Raw genomic sequence first — 22,643 nt, 5'->3', positions numbered from 1 at the left:
GTAAAAGCGGTGCTTTTCTGTCTATTACCGTATGTTTTGGTAAGAAAATGGCACAGATTTGGCACAAATCTGGCACAAGCAAAATGGGGAGTGACCGCTTGAATCACTCCCCATGTGCTACAACTTGGTTTCTATCTCACCTTCACAACTTTCTGTGTCACCACACCGTTAACTTCAATGAAGTAGATGCCTGGCTGTATCTTGTCAGGCTTCACAACCCTGCCCATGATGTCAAAGACTTTGCATTGCTTGCCTTCGGGCAGTTGCAGAGGTCCGCGGAAGATAGTTACAGTTATCTCATGTTTATTCTTCACAGCTAATTCGTTTTCCAAGATACCCGTGGGTGAATATTTGATGGTCGCATAGTCATCGCCGGTGCTTGAACCATAACTTCTTCCTGTAACATAGATATTGCCTGCGCTATCAACCGCGATCGCATGTGCCCAATCTTCCCCTGGCTCGTTATACCTCACCACCCATTGTTCAACTCCCGAATCACTATACTTCACCGTCGCATAGTCAAAGTCGGTGCCTGAACCCACACTTGTTCCTGTGACGTAGATATCGCAAACGTTGTCAACCGCGATCGCATATGCCCAATCAATTCCGTAAACCGTCCCGTTATACCTTACCACCCATTGCTCAACGCCCGAATCATTATACTTCACCGTCGTATAGTCATGACTGGTGGTATAGGAACCATCACTTGATCCTGTAACGTAGATATTACCTGTGTTATCAATGGCAATTGCATTGCCTCCATCGTCCCCATCACCTGGCCCGTTATATCTTGCCACCCATTGCTCAACTCCCGAATCATTATACTTCACCGTCGCAATGTCAGAGCCGGTGCCTGAACCCACGCTCGCCCCCGTGACGTAGATATTACCTGTGTTATCAATGGCAATTGCATTGGCTGCATCAAAATCGCTATCGGGGTAGTGATATCTCGTCACCCATTGTTCCACTCCCGACGCATTATACTTCACCGTCGCATAGTCATCGCCGGTGCCTGAACCCTCACTTGTTCCTGTGACATAGACATTACCTGCATTGTCAAGAGCGATTCTGCCTCCACGATCTGAACCACTAACTGGGCCATCATATCTCGCCACCCATTGCTCAACCCCCGAATCACTATACTTCACCGTCGCATAGTCAGAGCCGGTGCCTGAACCCTCACTTCTTCCTGTGACGTAGATACTGCCTGCGCTGTCAACCGCGATTCCACCTGCCACATCAAGACCATTGCCCGGCCCGTTATACCTCGCCACCCATTGTTCCACTCCCGACACATTATACTTCACCGTCGCATAGTCAGAGCCGGTGCCTGAACCATAACTACTTCCTGTGACGTAGATACTGCCTGCGTTATCAATGGCAATTTTCCGGCCGTAATCATTTTCGCTAACGGGGCCGTCGTATCTGGCCACCCATTGCTCAACCCCCGAATCACTATACTTCACCGTCGCATAGTCAGAGCCGGTGCCTGAACCATAACTACTTCCTATAACGTAGATATTACCCGCGTTGTCAACTGCGATTGCTAATGCCCCATCAAAGCCATTAACTGGCCCGTTATATCTCGCCACCCATTCTTGAGCAGGAATAATTGATGATGGTATTAGCACACACACTATACACAACCATTGAAGAAATCTAATCATGTATCCTCCCCATATCTACATCAATATTTGTATCAACTGTCTATACCAAACATCTGATCGGTATATTCAATACTACGTCATTATACGGTTAGAGGTGTGTGCCGTCAAGCCGCCATTTTGGCACAAATATGACACAGCGACCGGACATCAGAACCTCCTCAACCTTGAACCCTTGGCAATATTACCGTTGAGGTGAGTGATTGTCGAACCCTGCGGAGGGTAAGTCCACCGCTCAGCAGTGACTGCAATATCGACGTAGGGGTATAGGGGGTGTCCATGTAAGGGGTATCCCTGGATCCAGAATCGCCACTAAGCGTCCGTGAAACAAAAAACAGGGCAGTAATTTTTACAGCGTACCTACGCGCTGAGGGCGCCTAGAATCAACCTGGGTGGGACACGGTCGACAAGACCATTGACAACTTGATTCTTGCCATTACAATATCCTAGCTGACGATGAAAACCTGTACATCGCTTTCAAGTGCTACACTCCGGGACGGAAACCATATGCTTCATTGCTGAGTATAGATGGACAATCGTCCGTCTAAAATAGTTATGCGCTAAAACCAAAGGAGGCTTGTTTGTGGAATCGATCACCTCGACTTCGACCCGCAGTACTGGATCTGGAGATTGAGCAATGACGAACGACCAACCCGCGTGGCCCAACGAGCACATCGTCCTGGACGCCGCCTCACGGTGGGTTGCTTCTGCCTGTGCGTGCGAGGTAGATACCCCGGAAATCCTCCGGATCAAACGGTGGGGCGTGACGGCGCGTTTCGGCAGTGTCGTTCTCAAGGCCAGCTTCACTCCGCTGTTCCCACAGGTAATCGACGTGCACGACCTTCTCGAAAAGATTGTGCCCGAAGGCGCACCGCGACTGATTGCGAGCGAGATGGTGAACGGCCAGCTCTGGACGCTCTTTGAGCACCTTCAAGGAACCACTGCCGAGGAGGTGGGAACGCCCGGGGCACTCGAGGCCACGGCGCGTGAGTTGGCACGGGTTCAGGCGGCCGTCGCGAAGCTGGACCTCACGCGGTTGCCGGTGCTCGACGTGCGCAGAGTGCCGGGTATCCTGCTCGAGGATGATCTGTCGGACCTGCCTGTGGAGTTGGTCCAGTGGCTACGTGATGCGCAACCAGCGCTTCAACTCGACGCTGATGCGCTGGCTGATATCCCGCCGTCGCTCGATCACCCCGACGTGAACGGGAGCAATGCGATCATCCTGGACGATGGACGCGCAATCCTGATCGACTGGGAGGAGGCGACCGTCGGCTGTCCACTCTTCAGTCTCGACCGACTTCTTAGCGATGCGCACGAACTCTCCGCTGTAGAGACCGTGACGGAGGCGTATCTCGACACCCTCCGCATGGGCGGATTGGAGCAGGTCGAGCGTGCGATGCGCCTCGTGCCATTGAAGCTCGCGCACGAGAGCCGCGCCTATGCTCGAGCCCTGGGCTGGCCACACCCACACACTCGCCTGACCACACTACTGCTGGAACTGGCTCAGAGGCGATCAATGGACGGCCCCCTGAATACCTGGCTTTCCGATCTCCTTGCATCGTAGGCACAATCGCCAATGGCACACTTCCGTATCGCCAGGTCGTTATGGCGCTGTTTCCGGGGATAGCACGGTGTGTTAACGAAAAAAACACGCCGATATTTATCATCTCACTATCAACTTCTTGGTCCAGTTGCTGATAACCATAAGGGTTTCGGTAGGCGCTTTTTAAATAGAGGGATATATTCTCTTGCTTAAACGATATCTTTGTCATCAGCAATTTTTTGTCAGGCTTGTATTCCAATTTTTCAACACATGCCCTGCACCCTGGAAGGAAAATTGATAGTGCACCCATGCGACTATCAGACGCACCATGAAAGTCCACAATTTCGCACCATGACGCAATAGCGCTGTCAGGATCTGGGTAAAATGGGTTTTTACTATCTAATAAAGGGTCATTGGATATATTTATTCTCTGACCTCCCCCATATGTAGAGTATAAATAACAATGACAACCGTCGGCAGGCATGTTGACTCTGACACAAGATTCTATATAATCAACTGCCGGACACTATTATCGATCTCGTAGTGTAATAACATTGCGTATGTGATCGCACCGACCACGGCAGAAGCCCAAAGCATTGCGACAAAGACCGCCGGTGGTAGGGGGTCCGAGGTCTCCATTCGATTTTTGTGCCTTCTCAAAAATCGAATGGAGAACAGGGGGAGAATCCCCATGTTGCGCCCGTAGTTCAAATGGATAGAACGGTGGACTCCGGCTCCGCAGGTTGCGCGTTCGAATCGCGCCGGGCGCGCTCCAATTTTCCCCAAATCTTCGATTTGGTTGGAAAATTGAGAGTCCCGAGTTTCAGCGAGGGAGTGCCTGGCTGAGATTGCCACGTCGTCCCTTATCATATGAAATACATATGGAAAGGGACTCCTCGCAATGACGAAGTTGTCGTAAAATAAGAATTAGTTACAATTTCATTAGGCGTAATTAGAAATGGGAGGTTTGCAGTGGATTTTTCGGAAGTGATAAGAAAACGCAAAAGTGTTAGAAAATATAAGACCGACCCCATCCCGGATGATGTATTGAACCGGATACTGGATGCCGGGCGTATGGCGCCTTCGGCAAAGAACATCCAACCATGGCACTTCATCGTGATCAGAGAACCCGGGATGAAGAAAAAAGTGGCTGAGGCTTGCCGCAATCAATTCTTCATCGCAGACGCCGGGGCGATCATCTGCGGATGTGCATTCGAAAACATCGCCTGGGGACGTATGGGCAATTACATGGCGGCCTGGCCGCACGACCTGTCGATCGCGCTCGACCACATGATCCTGGCTGCGACCAATGAAGGACTCGGCACGTGCTGGATCGGCGCTTTTGACGAAAAGATGGTTAAAGACGTTCTCCATATACCCGATGATGTCCGGGTTGTTGCGCTGACACCTGTAGGTTATCCAGCCGAAGAAGGAAAAGACAGAGGACGGTTAGAACTCAAGGACATCGTGTCATACGAGACGTTTTCTACAAAGAGAGACACGGAGAAACGCTAACACGCTTGATGCTGAAGACACGCTGCGCTGGAAACACATCAGCTGGCGCTGACTGAGGACATGCTTCGCTGAAGACACACTTTATCGCAGACACGCTCTGCTGGAGACACGTCAGCTAATGCTGACTGAAGGCACACTTTGTTGGAGACACGGATAACCTGAAGTCACGTTTTACTGAAGACACGGCACCGTTATACTTCTCGACAAGCTCGAAGAATAACACTACTATGTTTTCACAAGCTGTGTTTTCGTTTTCTTGGAAAACAAAAACGATGTACGATTCACGAATACGTTGCTAAAAATTATATCGTGTGATCGATTTCGCTACGCCGGTTTTTTCATCAAAATCAATTATTACACAGTTGGCTACCACATTTTCTTTTGCAGCGACAAATTTACGCGGGACCGAAAGCAAAAAATGCTCGATTATCTCTTCTTTTCTGTTACCTATGATTGAATCCAATGAACCCACCATTCCGACATCGGTGATATAAGCAGTCCGGCCATTTATGATCTGCTCGTCGGCAGTCTGGACGTGGGTATGAGTACCAATGACTGCTGTAACGAACCCTGCTAGATACAACCCCAGCGCCCGTTTCTCGCTCGTGGCTTCAGCATGAACATCAACAAAAATGTTCCGGGTCTCTTTACTCATCTCTTCGATAATTCTTTTGCCAACAGCAAAAGGGTCATCCAAGGGCTTCATGAATACACGACCCTGAAGATTAGTCACACCGACCTTCACACCTTGTTTCTCATATACATAATATCCGTGGCCCGGAACACCTTCGGGAAAATTCGCCGGCCTCAAAAGGCGCGTCTCCCCATCAAGATAACTTAGAACCTCTTTGTGTTTCCACACATGATTGCCGGTCGTGATACAATCAACGCCGGTCTTGAACATCTCTACCGCCGTATTTTCAGTTATACCGATACCACCAGCCAGATTCTCCCCTTGTGCTATGGTGAAAAATATATCTTCCTTTTCGATGATCTTGGGTAAATGTGTGGCTATCTTCTCACGGCCAGGGGAGCCGAATATATCACCAATGAAAAGAATTTTCATTTTGCCTGCTCTCGATTACGGTGATAAAAATACAAGATTACAGCGATAGTCATTCAGGCCATCAGTGTCGTGCGGGCAATTTAGAGTACCGTGGACAATGCCTTGACGTAGGTATCCAGTTCTTCCTTTGTTCTTCTTTCGGTTACGGCGACCAAAAATTGGTTTTGCAGTTTATCATCAAACATGGATAAGGGCACTCCGCCAAATATCTTCTGTTCGAGGAGAGCATCGAGTATTTCCTTCGCCGGTTTTTCGGTTTCCACAAGGAATTCCTTGAAGAATTCCTGCTCATGGGCGATTTTGATCCCCTTTAACCCTTTCAACTTATCGCGCAGATAGTGACTCTTTGCCAGACAAAGATTGCCCACATCAACAATACCCTGTTTCCCGAGTGTGCACAGGTAGACCAGCGCGCATAAAGCCATCAGCGCTTCATTGGTACAGATATTAGATGTCGCCTTTTCCCTGCGTATGTGCTGCTCGCGTGTCTGCAAAGTCAAGACAAACCCACGCTTACCCTCGACATCTGTAGTCTCGCCAACGATCCTCCCCGGCATTTGCCTGACAAAATCCATCTTCGATGCGAAGATACCCAGCAACGGACCGCCAAACCCTTGAGGGATACCTAATGCCTGGCCTTCACCCACGACAATGTCTGCATTGTATTCTCCCGGCGGTTTGACGATGCCCAGTGATATCGGATCAACGACCGCAACCAACAATGCTCCTTTCTCATGGACGATCTTCTCGATCTCATTCATCGATTCAAGAAACCCATAGAAATTCGGCTGCTGAATACAGACGCAACTCGTGTTGCCGTCAACCAGTTTCTTTAGTGCATTAATATCTGTCACACCATCTCTTGCCGGGCACTGGACTATCTCCACGCCACATTCATGAGTGTAAGTCCTGGTGATCTTCTGATAGAACGGATGGATCAAGCTAGCCAGAATGACTTTATTCCTGTTCTTGATCGTATTCGCCATGTGGCATGCTTCGGCAAGCGCCGAACCACCGTCGTACATCGAGGCGTTCGAAACATCCATTCCGGTCAGTTCACAAATAACGGTCTGATATTCAAAGATCGTCTGCAGCGTTCCCTGAGAGACCTCAGCCTGGTAAGGCGTATAAGCAGTGTAGAACTCACTTCGCGAGATCAGACTGTCGATTATCGCCGGGATGTAATGGTCATATACTCCGGCGCCCAGGAATGAGAGGTAGTCATCGGTATTGATATTCTTACCTGCAAGTTCGCCGAGTATTTTTCTGACCTCGCTCTCGCTCACCGCCCTCGGTATGGCAATATCACCATGATACTGCAGGTCTTTCGGAATAATTTTGTCGAGCAATTCCTCAAAAGACGAAACGCCTATTCGCACAAGCATCTCTTTTTCGTCTTGAGGTGTCAAAGGTAAGTACTGCATCAATGTTTCTCGATCAATTCTTTGTATTGTTCGGGCGAAAGAAGGCTATCTGCTTCTTTCGTATCATCGACCTTCACCTTGTATAACCAGCCTTCCCCATAGGGGTCTTTGTTGATCAATGCGGGCTCTGACACAACCTTGTCATTTACCTCAACGACCTCTCCGCTCAGACCAGCGTACAGATCGCTGACTGCTTTGACCGCTTCGATCGTCCCAACCGAATCACCCGCCTTGATCTTCTTGCCAACTGCCGGCAATTCAACCATAACAATATCAGACAATTCAGACTGCGCGTAGTCGGTCAACCCTTCTACCGCCTTGTCACCTTCGATCTTAATCCACTCATGTTCTTTGGTGTATTTGACACCGTCGATAACATTAGCCATTAAACCTCCTCTGCTCAGCATGGCTGAAGCTTGATATAAACAGATTTTTTACGGATGCAGACAGATTAGTATCATCTTTTTGTTCAATAGGAACATACTACTTACGTGATCCATGTTTGTAGAATGGTCCTTTGATTATTTGGACTTCAATTGGTTCTTTGCCCATGACCTTCAATTTATTGCCGATCTCTGCATGTGCCAGATTAACATAGCCCATACCAATGCCCTTTTTTAGCGAAGGCGCAAAAGTACCTGATGTCACAAAACCAACATTCTCATCACCCGCATGTATCTCCTGTAGATGTCGTGGAATGCCTTTTGTCAGTGCTTCGAAGCCGACTAGTTTTCGCTGCAACCCTCGTTTTTTGATCTCCTGCAATGGATCTTTGCCGATAAACTCTTCCTTATCGAGTTTCACGATCCAACTGAGACCAGCCTCCAACGGATTCGTTGTCTTGTCGATGTCGTTGCCGTAAAGACAATACCGCATTTCGAAACGGAGAGTATCCCTTGCGCCCAGACCGATCGGTTTTATACCGAATTCTTTGCCTGCGCTGAAAACCATATCCCAGGCATCGGCCGCATATTTCTTATCGAGGTATATTTCGAAACCATCCTCGCCAGTATAACCGGTACGAGACAGGATGACCGGGATTCCTTTCATGTCGGTCTCCACGGCCCAATAGAAGAGAATGGTCGACAGGTCCAGATCGAAAAGTTTCTGCATAACAGGTTCTGCTTTTGGCCCCTGAACAGCTAATTGGCCGATTTCATCACTCTGGTTCGTGATCTCCACATCATATTTCTTGTTTTCCATTATCCATGCAAAGTCTTTTTCTGTATTCGAAGCGTTAATAACAAGAAACATTCTGTCTTTTAGGTTGTATACCAGCAAATCATCAACAATACCGGCATCCGGGTAGAGCATGGTCGAATACTGGACCTGGTTCAGAGCAAGTTTCGAAGCATCATTCGTCGTTACATAGTTCACGAACTTGATGCGGTCGCTGCCCCTGATCTCGACTTCTCCCATGTGGGAAACATCGAATACGCCAACAGAATTTCGTACAGTATTATGCTCAGGGATAATACCATCGAACTGAATTGGCATCAGGAAATCAGCAAACTCGACGATCCTGCCTTTATTTTCGACTATTTTATCGTAAAAAGGGGTCTTTTTTGCCATACGTGATTATATCCATAAAAGCGTTAAAGTCAACGCCTGATGCTCAGCATCGTAGATTCACCTCGATCTGTGATATCTCGGCACACTGATTTTTGTCACTAAATCGGAGATTTAGACAAAAATCGTGACTGCGATTTAACATTGCACATCGGCCATGCCTTCGGTCGATGACAGTTATAGACCACTCAAGTTCAACCTATTCTCAATTTTCCTTGTATTTGCGACCCTTAGCGAGCCAGTACGGTTGTCTTTTTGGAGCGTGTCACCTGGTCATGGTATTGATATTCGAGGTAAACGATATACATACCAATGGGCAGATCGGTGCCGGATGCTCTTCCGTCCCAGTAGAACGTTCCCTGCTCGCTGGCCCATGATTCATTCCGGCAGATATCGTGTATTCTTATCCCCCTTGTGTCAAAAATTGATAGGGTCAATCTCCCGCCGGTTTCTGGCAAGCGGTAGTCGATTTGCAGACGGTCATTTACCCCGTCATTGTTAGGGGTAAAGATGGGCGGCGAGAGCGCGAGTTCTCCTATCTCGCCGATCACACCGAGTAGCCTGAACGCAAGATTGTTCGCCGGATTAACATCAGGTGGGAACTCAACATAGAATCCAAGAGAGTGGCTGCCCTGAGAAGGATGCTCGTAGGTGTAGAAGAGCGTAGTACTATCCAGCGCATTTACCCAGAGTCCTTCAAGTTCAACTATGATTTCCCCGCTGTTAATAAGGCTGTCCATATTCATATCTTCAAAGATGGCAAGAACGTAATCGCTCGTTCCGCTCAATCCGAGGTTTTCAACCACCACCTGGATCTGCACATTTTCACCGGTAGTGGCAACGGCGGGTACGAAATAAATCGACTGTGAATCTACCGCCAGATCGAATGCATTGGCAACACTGTTTGCACGACCAGGCGTGCAGCCCGACGTGTCGATCGACGAATGCCAGTTTGAAACCTCATCAGGCAGATCCAGGTCGACCCTCTCCCAGGAAATTCCATCACCCGGATCCGAAGGGAAATTATCAAACGAGTCATAGGGTGTGCCGAATGATGTAGTACAAAAATCGACAGTTGAATAAAAGATTAACGGATCTGTAGTAGTGAGGCCATCGCAGATCGTCGTTTCATCGGTAGTCAAAACCAGAGTTGAATCCGGGATCGTATACGGCTGCCAGTTGCCACCGGTGGTGTCAGGGCTGCAGTATTCGCTGTCCAGGATCAAGGCATAGGTGTACGGGTATATCAATGTTGAATTTGTCCTGACCGAAGGATAATTCAGTAAGATTGAGTCATTGGTCCACGGCCAGATCTCGTCTGGTGGGGCATTGTCAAAGTCCCAGATGCGATAAGCGATCAGATCGACAGTATCGGCACTCTGATTGTATATTTCGACGAATTCGTTCCGGTCGCCGCAACTCAGTTCAGGACCCCGCACATTGGACATTACTTCGGTGATGATGACGGGGGAATCACCAAGTAGCAATACAATTACAAATAACACACGTCATTATACGAATGAATAAACCCATGTCAACCGACAAAAATGGCTAGCGGGCAAAGGTTGGGATGCTGGAAGATAACAGAAATCCCAAAACATCTCATGCGGAATTACGAAAAACCGAGTGATGCCTGATAAATCAGGCAACTACAGATATTTATTTTGGAAGTTAATTATTAACTTTTTCTTTTTGGTTCTCGGGAGTTTTCTCAGATAACGCTCTCGTGCCAAAGCGGATTTTATGTTTGCCAATTCTTCGTGATATACGAGAGTCACTGGCACCCTCCCACGCGTGTACCGCGCACCATCTCCTCTATTGTGACGGTCAATACGCTTCTTGACATCCTTGGTGACACCTGTGTATAGGGTATCATCAGCACATTGAAGGATATAGACAAAGTATTTCATGGGAAAGTCTGATGCCCCTTCGCTGCACTACGGGACATGCATTTCAAAAAAATGGGCGCACCGCAACTAAACTACGGCACACTCAATCTTTCAACCAAATCGAACTAAGACAAAATTGGTGCACCGCAAACAAACCACGGGACACTCAAATTCGAAGAAAATTGATGCACCGCAGCTTCGCTACGGCACACTCAATCTTTCAACCAAATCGAACTAAGACAAAATTGGTGCACCGTAACTAAACTACGGCACACTCAATCTTTCAACCAAATCGAACTAAGACAAAATTGGTGCACCGTAACTAAACTACGGCACACTCAATCTTTCAACCAAATCAGAGATTTGGGAAAGATTGGTGGAGGCGGCGGGAATCGAACCCGCGTCCGAGACACTTCCATGCAGAGGCCTACATACTTAGTCTCTCTATGAATCTCCTCTCGCTTTACCAAGAGACAGGTGTGCAAGAGATAGCCTTTTCAGATAACCAGTCAACCCCAAAGGCAGGAATTGATCGGTTTCAGCCCTATATGACACCGGTCCCCAAACTGGGCTGGCCGTCTGGGGTGGCGTAGCCGCATTATTATGCAGCTAGAGCGTATCCGTTTTCAGGATGTTTTTTCTTTCCGGTCGGATTTACGAGGTCACCAGAACCCTCGGTATGCCCTCAATCACTTCAATTGCCTCGTCGAAACCGATCGCCCCCTATTTATATTATAAACTTTATCATAGAATTGTCAATACAGGCAAGGGACCATCGCGCATACTTCCTCCTATACGTACTATTTTGACAAACGAATACAGCACTAGTTTAATCGTTATTGCCCAACGAATTTCGATGCTTAGAATTTTGGATTTCAGATGTGTTGGTATCCTGAAGGCCGAATGGGGCGCTCTCGGCCCGCAGCAGAAAGGAACAAACCTTTCCCCTTCATGACTCTACCAATTCTGAATACCGTGACTCCGGATATCTTCGGCAATTTTGGCGCGGTGAAAAGTAACTCGAAGTCCTCACCGGCAGAGAGTATGAATTGTGTTGGGTCCATACGTTGCGCAGCGCATAACTTGCCGACTTCAGAATGGATCGGAATGTGTTCTGCTTCGATAATGATCTTTGCTCCGCTCTCTTCGGCCAGATGAAATGCATCGGTGGATAGACCGTCTGAAGTATCAATGCACGAAGTAGCATATTTGGCGATCTTGAATGCCTCTTTGATCCTCGGTTCAGGAAAGAGATGCTTCTTCATCGCATCCGGGTATTCGCTCTCCCTGTACTTATTCTGTAAAGCAATGCGGCCGGCCTCAGCCAAACCAAGGAAATTTGTCACGTATAGAGAATTGCCCGGTTTTGCACCCGAGCGTAATAGCGGTGCTTTCGTGCGACCGATGACGGTTATCGTCACACCAAGTGTCGGACATTTCACAATATCACCACCCGAGATATCGCATCTGTATTTTCGTGTCAGTTCGCTGAATCCATCATACAATTCACGAATCGCCGCCATGCCTATCTTTCTTGAAATACACAAAGAGATGAGCACCGATATCGGCGAGGCGGCCATCGCCGCGATGTCTGAGAGACTCGCTGCCATGGTGTGATATCCAAGATTGAAGAATGAGAAATAGGCCATATCAAAATGTGTCTTCTCAAAAAACGAATCAGTCGTTATGACATATCCATCCCTGAAAACCATCGCGTCATCACCGATGCCCTTGATTATTTCATTCCGCCTCTTCGGGAACCTCTTCCGCAGATAACGGATAATTTCTAACTCGCCTTTGTTTTCCATATTTCTATTCATCAACTGTTCACGGTCTTTTTGTTTATTAAATTTCAATTCTGCGATTTGATAGTTCAGACATGGAACTCCAGCACATCCCCGTCAGTAAGCACGTGGTTTTTCTCTACGCGCAGACCCTGATAGTTCGCATCGCTCCACAGGCGCGCAAATTTGAGATTCTTTCTGAAATCCTTGTGTATGTGCTCGGCCGCGTCAATGACGGTGGTGCCTACTTTCAAGACGACCGGATCCCTCTTCTCGATAGGATGTCCAATCTTCTTCGTGTAAACACGGATGATCCCCAGCGTGGCAAAGATAAGCTTCTTCAATCCTTCGATGCCTTCACCAGATTTCGTCGAAACGCTGATGATCTGGAACTCTTCTTTGTACTGTGTCGTGAATGATTTAAGGAGATCCTGGTTGCCAGAGTCAAATTTATTGAGAACAATTATGGAGCTCTTTGTGTCACCCGAATCAACGTCTCTTGAGAATATATTGCGCGCATTCAAAGCATCCATTATCGAATCAAGGTCCTGATGGATATTGGATTGAGCATCCAAGACGATCAACAGGACATCACCATTGCGGTAAAGCCCGAATAGCCAGGCCGGCGCCTCGCCATACAGAGGCGGCGTATCGACGATCTGAATCTTTATGTCTTCGTACTCCATCATTCCAACCAGTGGCAGGTTTGTTGTGAACGGGTAGAGCGCAACCTCGGCGTGAGCGTTGGTCAGCGAATTCAAGAGGGATGACCTGCCCGAATTGGGCAATCCAACCATTACGATCTGGCCCGCGCCCTGCTTCTCAACCTGATACCATGCCCCGCCTGTCCCGCCTGATTTCTTCTGCTTGCTTATCGTTTCCTTCATCTTGGAGATTCTCGTCTTCAGATCGGCCTGAAGTTTTTCAGTACCCTTGTGCTTTGGGATGATCGCAAGCATTTCCTGGAGATAAATAAGTTTCTCGCGCAAGTCTCTTGCTTCGCGGTATTTCTTCTCTACGTCGAAGTATTGGGGTGTTAGATTTGCCGGCATGCTACACCTTCGGATCTATAATATCACCGTTACGATTTGTGTCCAAATCTTCGATTTGTTTACACAAATCAGTATCTCGAACGAAGTGAGAAAAATCATCATTGATAATATCTTTGTTGCCATTTTTCTCCAAATCTGCGATTTGTTTAGAAAAATGAGCATACCAACTTCTTTTTGGTGAATCTATCTTCTATCGTTGTAATCATTTTTGTCATGAGAGACCGTGTATCCTGCCCGTATCGTCGATATCGATCTTTGTGGCATTTGGCACTTTCGGCAGTCCGGGCATCAACATTACATCACCGGCAAGCGGCACGAGAAAACCGGCACCGGCCGATATGTTCACACCGGTGATCGTAATCTTGAAATTCTCTGGACGCCCGAGGAGTTTCGGGTCATCAGAAAGCGAGCTGTTCGTTTTGGCGATGCACACCGGTAGTCCATCCATTCCATACTTCACTATTCGTCTTATGTCTCGCTCTGCTCTCGTTGTATAATTGACGCCTTCCGCGCCATATATCTCACGGGCAACTGTTTCAATCTTCTTCTCAACCGTGTCACCCAGCTCGTATATTGGCTTCATTTTCGATTCTTCATTTTGGGTAGTGCGGATAAGCATCTCAGCCAGCTCCAGCGCCCCATCCGCGCCCTGGGTGAACACACGTGTCTCAGCAGCCGGGGTGTTCTGCACCAGGCAATACTCCTTCACAATCCTGATCTCTTCTTCGCTGTCGCCCTCGAATATGTTTATGGCAACAACAAGCGGCAACCCAAACTTTCTCATATTCTCAATATGCTTACCAAGATTCGGCAGACCTTTCTTCAGATTTTCTATGGTACCTGCATCCGTGTCCTTCTCAGGAGCGCCGCCATGAAGCATCAAGGCCCTGATGGTCGCAACGATCACGGCGGCATCGACATTGATATCTCCAATGCGGGAGACAATATCTATGAATTTCTCGCCGCCCAGATCCGAGCCAAACCCGGCCTCGACGATCGTATACTCGCTGAACTTTTGTGCCAATTTCATGGAAACGATACTACAGGTCCCGTGAGCGATATTCGCAAAAGGACCGCAATGTATGAATGCCGGGGTCTGGTCGATCGTCTGCGCGATATTCGGCATTATCGCCTGGTTCAACAAAGCTGCCATGGCTCCGTGAACATGGAGGTCTTTCGCGAATACGGGTTCTTTTTCCATATTGGATGCAACGAGGATATTCCCCAGCCTTTCTTTCAACTCGGCGTCCGATCTAGAGAGGGCAAGAATTGCCATGACTTCGCTCGCCGTTGTTATGATGAAACCGTCTTCCCGTGCCGGGCCGTTCGCTCTGCCGCCGAGACCGATAACGATCCTGCGCAGACTCCGGTCGTTCATGTCCATCGCCCTCGTAAAATATATCTCGCGTTCGTCGATGTCGAGCTGATTCCCGAAATGAATGTGATTATCAAGCACTGCGGATAATAGATTATGTGCAGTGCCAACCGCATGGATGTCGCCGGTAAAGTGCAGGTTTATGTCCTCCATCGGCACAACCTGCGCATATCCACCACCGGTGGCGCCGCCCTTTATACCGAAGACAGGACCAAGTGACGGCTCACGCAGAGCGACAATAGATCTCTTGCCTGTTTTGTTCATGCCCATGCTCAAGCCAATTGCGACCGTGGTCTTACCCTCACCAAAAGCAGTGGGAGTCATGGCCGTAACGAGGATGATCTTGCCAGAAGGATTATTCCTGATCTTATTGAAGACGTCCAAACAAATCTTTGCTTTGTATTTGCCGTATGGAAACACACAGTCTTCATGAATGCCAAAACTGTCCGTCAATTCATGGATCGGCATCAACCTTGCAGATTGAGCTATTTCAATATCGCTTTTCATGCAGCTTTTCCTCCTAAAAACTGAATCGCACAGACGAAACATCAAATGTCAATTCCATCCAAGTATAACTCATTTGAATATCATGTCAATTCTCTTGCAATTACACCCGGAATCGAATAGAATACCCCATGTTATATAAGAATGCCGGCGTTGATATCGATTCTTTGAACCTGGTGAGAAAGGGCATCGGTAAACATGTAAAAAAGACGTTCAGCCGTGGTGCACGTTCTGAATTTGGATTGTTCGGCGGCATATACTCGATCAACAACGATATTCTCATCAGCAGCTGCGATAGCGTGGGCACCAAAATACTCATCGCCTGCGCAACCGATATCAATAATACGGTGGGAGCCGACCTCGTTAACCATTGTGTCAACGACATTCTCACCACCGGAGCCCTGCCTCTTTTCTTCATGGACTACATCGGCTTTTCAAAGGTACGCCAGAAAATTCTGGTCGACATTGTCAGCGGCCTGGCAAAAGCATGTATGAAAGAAAAAATGGCCCTCATTGGTGGTGAGACCGCTCAGCTGTCTCGATTCTACCCGGAAGGGGTCTATGATCTCGTTGGTTTCATCGTCGGGAAAGTCAGCAAGAAAGACTACATCGACCCTTTGACACGCATCAAAACGGGCCATATCATTCTTGGACTGAGATCATCAGGGCTACACACCAACGGTTATTCTCTGGCTCGCCGTGCCCTATTAAGAAAGTACCGCCTTTCTTCATATGTTCCCCGCCTTAAGTGCACCTTAGCCCAAGAATTGCTGAAAATTCACCGGTCATATCGCAGAGAGCTCCAGCCACGGTTGAAATATGTAAAGGGGCTGGCACATATAACCGGAGGCGGGTTCTACGACAACATCGAGCGCATTCTGCCACCCGGGAAATCAGCCATTATAAGAAAGAATGCATGGCAGCCTCAACCTGTTTTCCAGCTGATACAGGAATTAGGTAAGGTACCTGATGATGAAATGTATCGTGTCTTCAATATGGGTATAGGAATGTGCGTCATCATCGACAAGAAGCACATGAAATATTTCAACCCGATCAAAGCAAAGATCATCGGTGAGATTGTAAAGGGAAATTTCGGAACCCGACTGGAATAGAAATTATTCTATTGGGGGATTGATTCAGTTCTAATATTAAGGAAAATTAATCCCTTAAAGAGTATTTTACTACACCTTTAAGAATAACGTTCTTAACCCGACCCTTCAACTCCCTGTCCATCAAGGGAGTATTCTTGGATCGCGATCGTATTTTGTCTTCGGTGACTTTCCACTTTCTATCCGGCGCGATCATCGTTACGTTAGCCACCATGCCAGGACTGATGGTCCCAGCACTAATCTTGATCAACCTTGCCGGATTGACCGTCATCTTGGTAATTACATCCAGCCAGCTCATCTTCTGTTTATTAATGAGCTCCATGATTATCAAAGACACGGCGGTCTCAAATCCGATCATACCATAAGGCGCATTGGCAAATTCAAGCTCCTTTTCAGCCTGGCAGTGTGGAGCGTGATCAGTTGCGATACAATCGATCGTCCCGTCTTTCAGCCCCTCGATGATCGCCTGACGGTCTGCTTCGCTTCTGATCGGCGGGTTCACTTTATAATTCGCATCGAACGATTCCAGCACCTCATCAATGAAATAGAAGTAATGAGGACAGGTCTCGCAGGTAACACGCACACCTTCTTTTTTCGCTCTTCGGATCAATTCAACCGCACCCTTTGTCGAGATATGACAAAGGTGCAGACGGGCACCCGTGAATTTGGCCAGCAGTAAGTCCCGGGCAACTATCATTTCCTCAGCGATCGCGGGCGATCCCTTCAGACCAAGGCGTGTTGAGACTAACCCCTCATTCATCAACCCGTCCTGCGCGAGATTTTTGTCAATCGGATGCTCGAATATGGGAACATCAAAAATCCTGGAATATTCCAACGCGTGGCGCATGACGTTGTTGTCGGCCACCGTATCGCCGTCGTCGCTGAAACCCTTGGCGCCGGCTTTCAGCAACTCGCCAAATTCAGTAAGTTCCTTGCCACTGCGGTTCTTGGTTATGGCACTTATTGGAAATACATTACACAATCCAACCCTCGCTGCTTCCTTGTAGATGTAATTAACGATGCCGTCGTTGTCTATTGCCGGATCCGTGTTGGGCATACAACAGATGCTCGTAAATCCACCGGCGACTGCAGCGTGGCTGCCCGTTTCGATCGTCTCTTCATCTGGCCTGCCCGGATCCCGCAAATGACAATGGAGGTCTATCAACCCGGGGACAACTATTAAATCTCTTGCGTTCAGGACTCGCGCCTTCCTGTCGGCAATTGATTTTTCAATTCTTGCGACCTTACGGTCTCTGATCAATATATCACGTTTTGCGTCGAGATTAGAGGCAGGATCGATCACCCTTGCGCCCTTAAGCAACATGTTACTCAATCTTGCCTCCCGCGTGTATGAACAGTGCTGCCATTCGCAGCGCCACTCCGTTCTTTACCTGTTCCAGAATGACCGATTTCTCACTGTCAGCCACATCGGGGTCGATCTCTACTCCCCGGTTCGTCGGGCCCGGATGCATGACAACACTCTTCTTCTTCATTCTTCGAACTCTCTCTCTCGTCAAGCCGTAGAGTGTCCGGTACTCCCTCACTGAAGGAAACAGACCACCCTGCTGACGCTCCAACTGTATGCGCAGTGCCATAACAACATCAAAATCGTTTATGATCTCGTCGAGGTTGTAGAACACCTCTACACCTAACTCCTTGATGTCCAGCGGTATAATTGTCGGCGGTGCGCAGATCGCGACCCGCGCGCCAAGAGTTCGTAGACCATAGATATTCGACCTGGCGACACGTGAATGGCTTATATCACCGATGATGAGAACGTTCAGTTTTTTGAAGCCTCCGAAATGCTGCCGCATTGTCATAAAATCCAGGAGCGCCTGGGTTGGGTGTTCGTGCGCTCCATCACCCGCATTGATGACAAATGCATCAATTCGTTGACCGAGGAATTGCGCCGCACCGGGCGCCGAGTGCCTGACGACAACACCATCGACTTTCATCGCCTCGATGTTACGCGCCGTATCCAGCAAGGTCTCGCCCTTCTTCACGCTTGATGTGGATTGGGAGAAATTGACGACGTCCGCCGACAGCCGCTTTGCAGCAATACTGAAAGATATCTGCGTTCGGGTTGACGCCTCGAAGAACAGGGTCAAAATTGTCTTGCCGCGCAACGAGGGAACGATCGGTATCGGACGAGCTAGCACCTCCAGAAAATTATCAGCAAGGTCAAGGTACTGATCTATTTCATCAGCACTCAGGTATTCGATCCCCAGGAGGTCTTTTTTAGGACTCATCTTTCTCTGGACTCTCGATCGTCAACTGCTTAACCTTCTGTTTGGGCGTCCGCTGCATTTTGATGCGGGAACCATGATCCTTCTTCTTACTCTCCTTTTGCTTACTCCCCTTGTCATAATGGAGTAAAACACAGTCTTCGCCATCCAATTCTTTTATGTGGACATCGACAATTTCATTGCGTGCTGCAGGTACCTTCTTACCGACAAAATCCGCCTGGATCGGCAACTCCCTGTGGCCGCGGTCAATCAAAACCGCCAGTTGAATCGCCCTCGGCCTGCCGAAATCAAGTATTTCTTCTATCGCTGCGCGGATTGTCCGCCCGGTGTAGAGCACATCGTCAACCAGAACAATTGTTTTTTTGTTGATATCGAAATTGATGTCCGTGCCTTCGATTATTGGCGCTTCGGAAACGAGCTGCAGGTCATCCCGGTACAATGTAATATCCACGGCGCCGAGCGGAACATCAAGACCTTCGGTCGTTTTTATCTTGTCGGCGATGCGGCGCGCGATAAAATCACCACGCCGTTTGATGCCTATTAGTGCCAGATTTTTTATGCCCTTGTTGTGCTCAATGATTTCATGTACAATGCGAACCAGCGCTCTCCTGATATCTGATTCTTCCATTACTTTTTTCACTAAGCTATATTGTAGTCAGGAACCCGCGAAAGTCAATCACCAGCTTCGTGCAATACGCTTGACGCTGTACGCTCAACACACGTCACCAGGCATTCCGTATTACCCGGTCAATCTCCGGCATCTATTATTTCATCTCCGTAATCAAAAATTCAGGATTCTTGACACCCAATGACGCCTGATTAGAATTGGGCATGAGCCAGAGGCAGGACCGCAGCGGCTATCTTTTCATCCTCCCGGCACTTGCTGTGATCATTGTCTTCCGTTTCTATCCGATCCTACAAGCCATACGAATGAGTTTCTTCAAGTGGGGAATGGCGGGTCCTCTTCAGGTCGTCGGACTCAAGAATTTCAGCCGGCTTCTGGCAGACACGAAATTCTATCAGTCACTCGGGAATACTTTCTGGTACTTGATATTTGTGGTACCGCTGACAATCGTATTATCGGTTCTCTTTGCCCAGATGCTTAATCAAAAGATATCGGGGCGGGGAATATATCGAACGATATATTACTTACCAGTAGTCACATCGATCGTTGCTGTTTCCGTCGTATGGAAATGGATCTTCAATCCAGACCGCGGCATACTCAACGCAATGTTCTCTTTTTTCGGAGCCGAGGGATTGAAGTGGCTGAATGATGCGCGTGGTATTTTTGAGATCATCCTGGCGCCCCTGAATCTCGCGCCATCCGGCTTTCTCTCTGGTCCCTCGATCGCACTTTGCGCATTGATCATAATGGCGGTATGGCACAACATTGGCTACTGTGTTATCATTGCGCTGGCGGGACTGCAGAACGTTCCTGAACAGTATTACGAGGCGGCGAAGATAGACGGAGCGGGTAACTGGAGAATCTTTCGTTATGTTACACTACCACTGATCTCACCGACAATTTTCTACCTAATAATCACTCAGTCGATCTTCGCCTTCAATACCTTCACCCCGGTCTATGTCATGACACAACCACCGGGCGGTCCTCTGGGTACGACAAAACTTGTTGTCTTCTATTTGTACGAACAAGCGTTCAAGTTATGGAACCTTGGATATGCAAATGCCATCGCATTCGTCATCTTCATAATCATTTTTCTGCTCACGCAGTTCCAGAAGAAGTTCATAGAAAGACGCGTGCACTATGAATAAAAAAATCGGCGTCCATGCACTGCTCGCCCTCGGTGCATTCTGGATGCTGCTACCCTTTTTCTGGATGTTTTCCACTTCGCTCAAGACCCAAATGGAATCATTGCGTTTTCCGCCGACGATCTTTCCGGCCGCGCTGATGTTTTCGAACTATCTGGAAGCTTTCAGACAGGTCGATTTTTCAAGATATTTCCTGAATACAATAATAATGACAGCAGGAACGACCCTGCTGGTCTTCATCACCTCGACCCTAGCTGCATATGCCTTTGCCAGACTGAAATTCTGGGGGCGCGATTCTCTCTTCACGCTCTTCCTGGCGATGATGATGATACCGGTGCCTGTCTATCTCGCGCCATCGTATGTGATACTGAGCCGGTTCGGCTGGATCGATACTTTCATGGCTCTGATCATCCCATGGAGCGTAAATGTTTTTGCCATTTTTTTACTCAGGCAGCATTTCAGGATGTTACCTCAAGAACTGTTCGATGCAGCAAGAATCGACGGGCTTAATCACCTGCAGATCCTCAGACGCATAGTTTTACCATTATCCAAGGCGATCCTCATCACCATTGGCATCTTTCAGATCGTATCGAACTGGAATGCCTTCTTGTGGCCTTTGATCGTAACCCACTCTGACTCCATGCGGACAATACAAACCGGACTCGCTTACTTCTCCCAGGCGGAATCAACAAATTACCCGTTACTCTGCGCAGCTTCGACTTTCACTACGGCGCCGCTCATCATCATGTATTTCTTCGTACAAAAGCAGATAATGGAATCATACTCACGGACCGGAATAAAGGAATAGACTCAATACAACTGCGTCCAGTTGCGGCACCCGACACCGCTGACAACCACATTCAGAACTGATGATTGACATACCCCAATTACCGGTTATAATATCTACTAGACAGTGTTTATCAACAAGGAGGCATTATGAAAAATCTGTTAAACACGTGTGTGATACTACTGTGCATCGTGTCCATATCGGCAGCGTTTGCCAATCCATATTCTAAAGCGGATCACGATCAGAGCCGACCGGTAATAAAAACGAACAGCGAAATGGTCAGATATCGTCCGGCGCTGCGGCAGAACGAAGTATTGTTCGTCGAAGATAAAGCCGGCACATTCGGACCTGCCACGTCACCAGACCCTCTCTGGGATAGTCTGCTTACCGAACTCATCGGAACGGGCAACTACGGTTGGTTCACGACCCTGGATCCCGATTCGAACGGGCCGGATCTGGCGACAATGGAACAATACGAATTGGTCATCTGGAATAACTATGATTACTGGTGGGGACCGCCCACTTATCCTGCCACGCTTACTACGACCGACCAGCTGAATGTCAGCGATCTTCTCTTCAACGGCGGAAAGTGCTGGTTGATCGGGCAGGATGCTTTATGGAGTGGCGTTCCACTTTCCTGGATGAACACCCATTTCCACCTCCAGAGCGCAATACAGGACTATAATTACAGCGTTGACTCCGCGCATGTAGAGGGGCAGAATGAAATCGCCGGATTCAACATGACCGTAATTTCTGACTACGTTGATAATCCCCTTTTCAGCGATGACCTGACACCAGATCCAGCTTTTGCGCACTCGGTACTGGAAGACATCGACAGTGCTGCGGTCGTCGGTATCTTCTACCCCGGACAGATGGATTGGCAGAGTGCGTTCTGGTCAATTGATCTGAGAGATGCATCATTCACCTACTGGCCAGCGATCACCGCAATGGTGGGCGGCATGTTCACCGCATTCGAACTAACCGGGATCAACGAAACACCGGCAGAGAATCCTGTGCGGGTGCTGCAGCTCAATGTCAGCCCGGATCCATTCGTCCGCGTTACATCGATCAGCTTTGAGGTTCCGGTCGCATCGCATGTTACTGTGAACATATACAACAATGTAGGTCAACACATCACTACACTCATGGATGGCTATCAGAGTGCGGGTTCCCAAAGCATCACTTGGGATAGAAATGATGCACGTGGGGCCGACGTTCCAAATGGTGTGTATTTCGTAAGACTTACGTGCGATGATCTCGTGAGCACTGCGAATGTTGTTGTTACACGCTAAAAAACTGTCTACAAAAAAGCGGGACCGTACGGTCCCGCTTTTTTTTGCACACAT

At 48.3% G+C, this 22,643-nt stretch carries 18 protein-coding genes, 1 tRNA gene, 1 other RNA gene and 1 pseudogene; 7 read left to right on the top strand and 14 right to left on the bottom strand.

The features are described 5' to 3' along the window. Window positions 1–131: 131 nt before the first annotated feature. Complete coding sequence (locus OEV79_01150) at window positions 132–1,667, bottom strand: SBBP repeat-containing protein (GenBank protein ID MDH4210043.1); 1,536 nt, start codon at window positions 1,665–1,667, stop codon at window positions 132–134. A 634-nt stretch (window positions 1,668–2,301) separates the two neighbouring features. On the opposite strand from OEV79_01150, the gene OEV79_01145 reads away from it, so the two are divergent. From OEV79_01145 to OEV79_01135, 3 genes are all read left to right on the top strand, one after another. Continuing rightward, window positions 2,302–3,228: an aminoglycoside phosphotransferase family protein gene (locus OEV79_01145; GenBank protein ID MDH4210042.1), complete on the top strand. Its 927-nt coding sequence runs from the start codon at window positions 2,302–2,304 to the stop codon at window positions 3,226–3,228. 675 nt (window positions 3,229–3,903) lie between these two features. Then, window positions 3,904–3,977, top strand: a tRNA-Arg gene (locus OEV79_01140). A 202-nt stretch (window positions 3,978–4,179) separates the two neighbouring features. Beyond that, complete coding sequence (locus OEV79_01135; protein ID MDH4210041.1) at window positions 4,180–4,722, top strand: nitroreductase family protein; 543 nt, start codon at window positions 4,180–4,182, stop codon at window positions 4,720–4,722. Between the two features lie 295 nt (window positions 4,723–5,017). Here the strand turns inward: OEV79_01135 and OEV79_01130 are convergent, their stop codons facing one another. The 10 genes from OEV79_01130 to OEV79_01085 all read right to left on the bottom strand — a co-directional run bounded on the left by OEV79_01130 (window position 5,018) and on the right by OEV79_01085 (window position 15,388). Beyond that, complete coding sequence (locus OEV79_01130; protein MDH4210040.1) at window positions 5,018–5,788, bottom strand: TIGR00282 family metallophosphoesterase; 771 nt, start codon at window positions 5,786–5,788, stop codon at window positions 5,018–5,020. 80 nt (window positions 5,789–5,868) lie between these two features. After that, window positions 5,869–7,212 (bottom strand): aminomethyl-transferring glycine dehydrogenase subunit GcvPA, encoded by a 1,344-nt coding sequence (gene gcvPA, locus OEV79_01125; GenBank protein ID MDH4210039.1) that lies wholly within the window; start codon window positions 7,210–7,212, stop codon window positions 5,869–5,871. Then, window positions 7,212–7,598 (bottom strand): glycine cleavage system protein GcvH, encoded by a 387-nt coding sequence (gene gcvH, locus OEV79_01120; protein MDH4210038.1) that lies wholly within the window; start codon window positions 7,596–7,598, stop codon window positions 7,212–7,214. Before gcvH ends, gcvPA begins: the two co-directional genes overlap by 1 nt. A 97-nt stretch (window positions 7,599–7,695) precedes the next feature. Next, window positions 7,696–8,784 carry a glycine cleavage system aminomethyltransferase GcvT gene (gcvT, locus tag OEV79_01115; GenBank protein MDH4210037.1) on the bottom strand — a complete coding sequence of 363 codons (1,089 nt, stop codon included), beginning with the start codon at window positions 8,782–8,784 and terminating at the stop codon, window positions 7,696–7,698. A 227-nt stretch (window positions 8,785–9,011) separates the two neighbouring features. After that, a complete protein-coding gene (locus tag OEV79_01110; protein MDH4210036.1) occupies window positions 9,012–10,286 on the bottom strand; it encodes a gliding motility-associated C-terminal domain-containing protein in 1,275 nt (424 codons plus the stop codon). 144 nt (window positions 10,287–10,430) lie between these two features. After that, window positions 10,431–10,691, bottom strand: coding sequence for a GIY-YIG nuclease family protein (locus tag OEV79_01105; protein MDH4210035.1), 261 nt, complete (start codon window positions 10,689–10,691; stop codon window positions 10,431–10,433). A gap of 353 nt (window positions 10,692–11,044) precedes the next feature. Next, window positions 11,045–11,394, bottom strand: a transfer-messenger RNA (tmRNA) gene (gene ssrA, locus OEV79_01100). A gap of 151 nt (window positions 11,395–11,545) precedes the next feature. Next, the gene (gene thiL / locus OEV79_01095; protein MDH4210034.1) at window positions 11,546–12,490 is read right to left on the bottom strand and encodes a thiamine-phosphate kinase; all 945 of its coding nucleotides are present in this window, start codon (window positions 12,488–12,490) and stop codon (window positions 11,546–11,548) included. Between the two features lie 53 nt (window positions 12,491–12,543). Further along, window positions 12,544–13,506: a 50S ribosome-binding GTPase gene (locus tag OEV79_01090; GenBank protein ID MDH4210033.1), complete on the bottom strand. Its 963-nt coding sequence runs from the start codon at window positions 13,504–13,506 to the stop codon at window positions 12,544–12,546. A gap of 211 nt (window positions 13,507–13,717) precedes the next feature. Then, window positions 13,718–15,388 carry a formate--tetrahydrofolate ligase gene (locus OEV79_01085; GenBank protein ID MDH4210032.1) on the bottom strand — a complete coding sequence of 557 codons (1,671 nt, stop codon included), beginning with the start codon at window positions 15,386–15,388 and terminating at the stop codon, window positions 13,718–13,720. A gap of 128 nt (window positions 15,389–15,516) precedes the next feature. On the opposite strand from OEV79_01085, the gene purM reads away from it, so the two are divergent. Continuing rightward, window positions 15,517–16,497 carry a phosphoribosylformylglycinamidine cyclo-ligase gene (purM, locus tag OEV79_01080; GenBank protein MDH4210031.1) on the top strand — a complete coding sequence of 327 codons (981 nt, stop codon included), beginning with the start codon at window positions 15,517–15,519 and terminating at the stop codon, window positions 16,495–16,497. 46 nt (window positions 16,498–16,543) lie between these two features. On the opposite strand, the gene OEV79_01075 is transcribed toward purM, so the two are convergent. The 3 genes and pseudogenes from OEV79_01075 to pyrR all read right to left on the bottom strand — a co-directional run bounded on the left by OEV79_01075 (window position 16,544) and on the right by pyrR (window position 19,368). After that, window positions 16,544–17,818, bottom strand: coding sequence for a dihydroorotase (locus tag OEV79_01075; protein MDH4210030.1), 1,275 nt, complete (start codon window positions 17,816–17,818; stop codon window positions 16,544–16,546). Window position 17,819: 1 nt separating this feature from the next. After that, window positions 17,820–18,743 carry an aspartate carbamoyltransferase catalytic subunit gene (locus OEV79_01070; GenBank protein ID MDH4210029.1) on the bottom strand — a complete coding sequence of 308 codons (924 nt, stop codon included), beginning with the start codon at window positions 18,741–18,743 and terminating at the stop codon, window positions 17,820–17,822. 109 nt (window positions 18,744–18,852) lie between these two features. Beyond that, window positions 18,853–19,368, bottom strand: a pseudogene (gene pyrR / locus OEV79_01065) (bifunctional pyr operon transcriptional regulator/uracil phosphoribosyltransferase PyrR). 203 nt (window positions 19,369–19,571) lie between these two features. On the opposite strand from pyrR, the gene OEV79_01060 reads away from it, so the two are divergent. From OEV79_01060 to OEV79_01050, 3 genes are all read left to right on the top strand, one after another. Further along, window positions 19,572–20,513, top strand: a complete 942-nt coding sequence (locus tag OEV79_01060) for a sugar ABC transporter permease (GenBank protein MDH4210028.1) — start codon at window positions 19,572–19,574, stop codon at window positions 20,511–20,513. Beyond that, on the top strand, window positions 20,506–21,318 hold the full coding sequence (locus tag OEV79_01055) for a carbohydrate ABC transporter permease (protein MDH4210027.1): 813 nt from the start codon (window positions 20,506–20,508) through the stop codon (window positions 21,316–21,318). The genes OEV79_01060 and OEV79_01055 overlap by 8 nt, the downstream gene beginning before the upstream one ends. A 128-nt stretch (window positions 21,319–21,446) precedes the next feature. Then, window positions 21,447–22,589, top strand: a complete 1,143-nt coding sequence (locus OEV79_01050; protein ID MDH4210026.1) for a T9SS type A sorting domain-containing protein — start codon at window positions 21,447–21,449, stop codon at window positions 22,587–22,589. Window positions 22,590–22,643: the final 54 nt, after the last annotated feature.

The sequence above is a fragment of the candidate division WOR-3 bacterium genome (assembly GCA_029858255.1).
Taxonomy (GTDB): Bacteria; Hydrothermota; Tepidihabitantia; order SM23-42; family SM23-42; genus SM23-42.
Note: the sequence above shows the minus strand (reverse complement) of the source record. Positions and strands in the feature narration are given on the sequence as shown.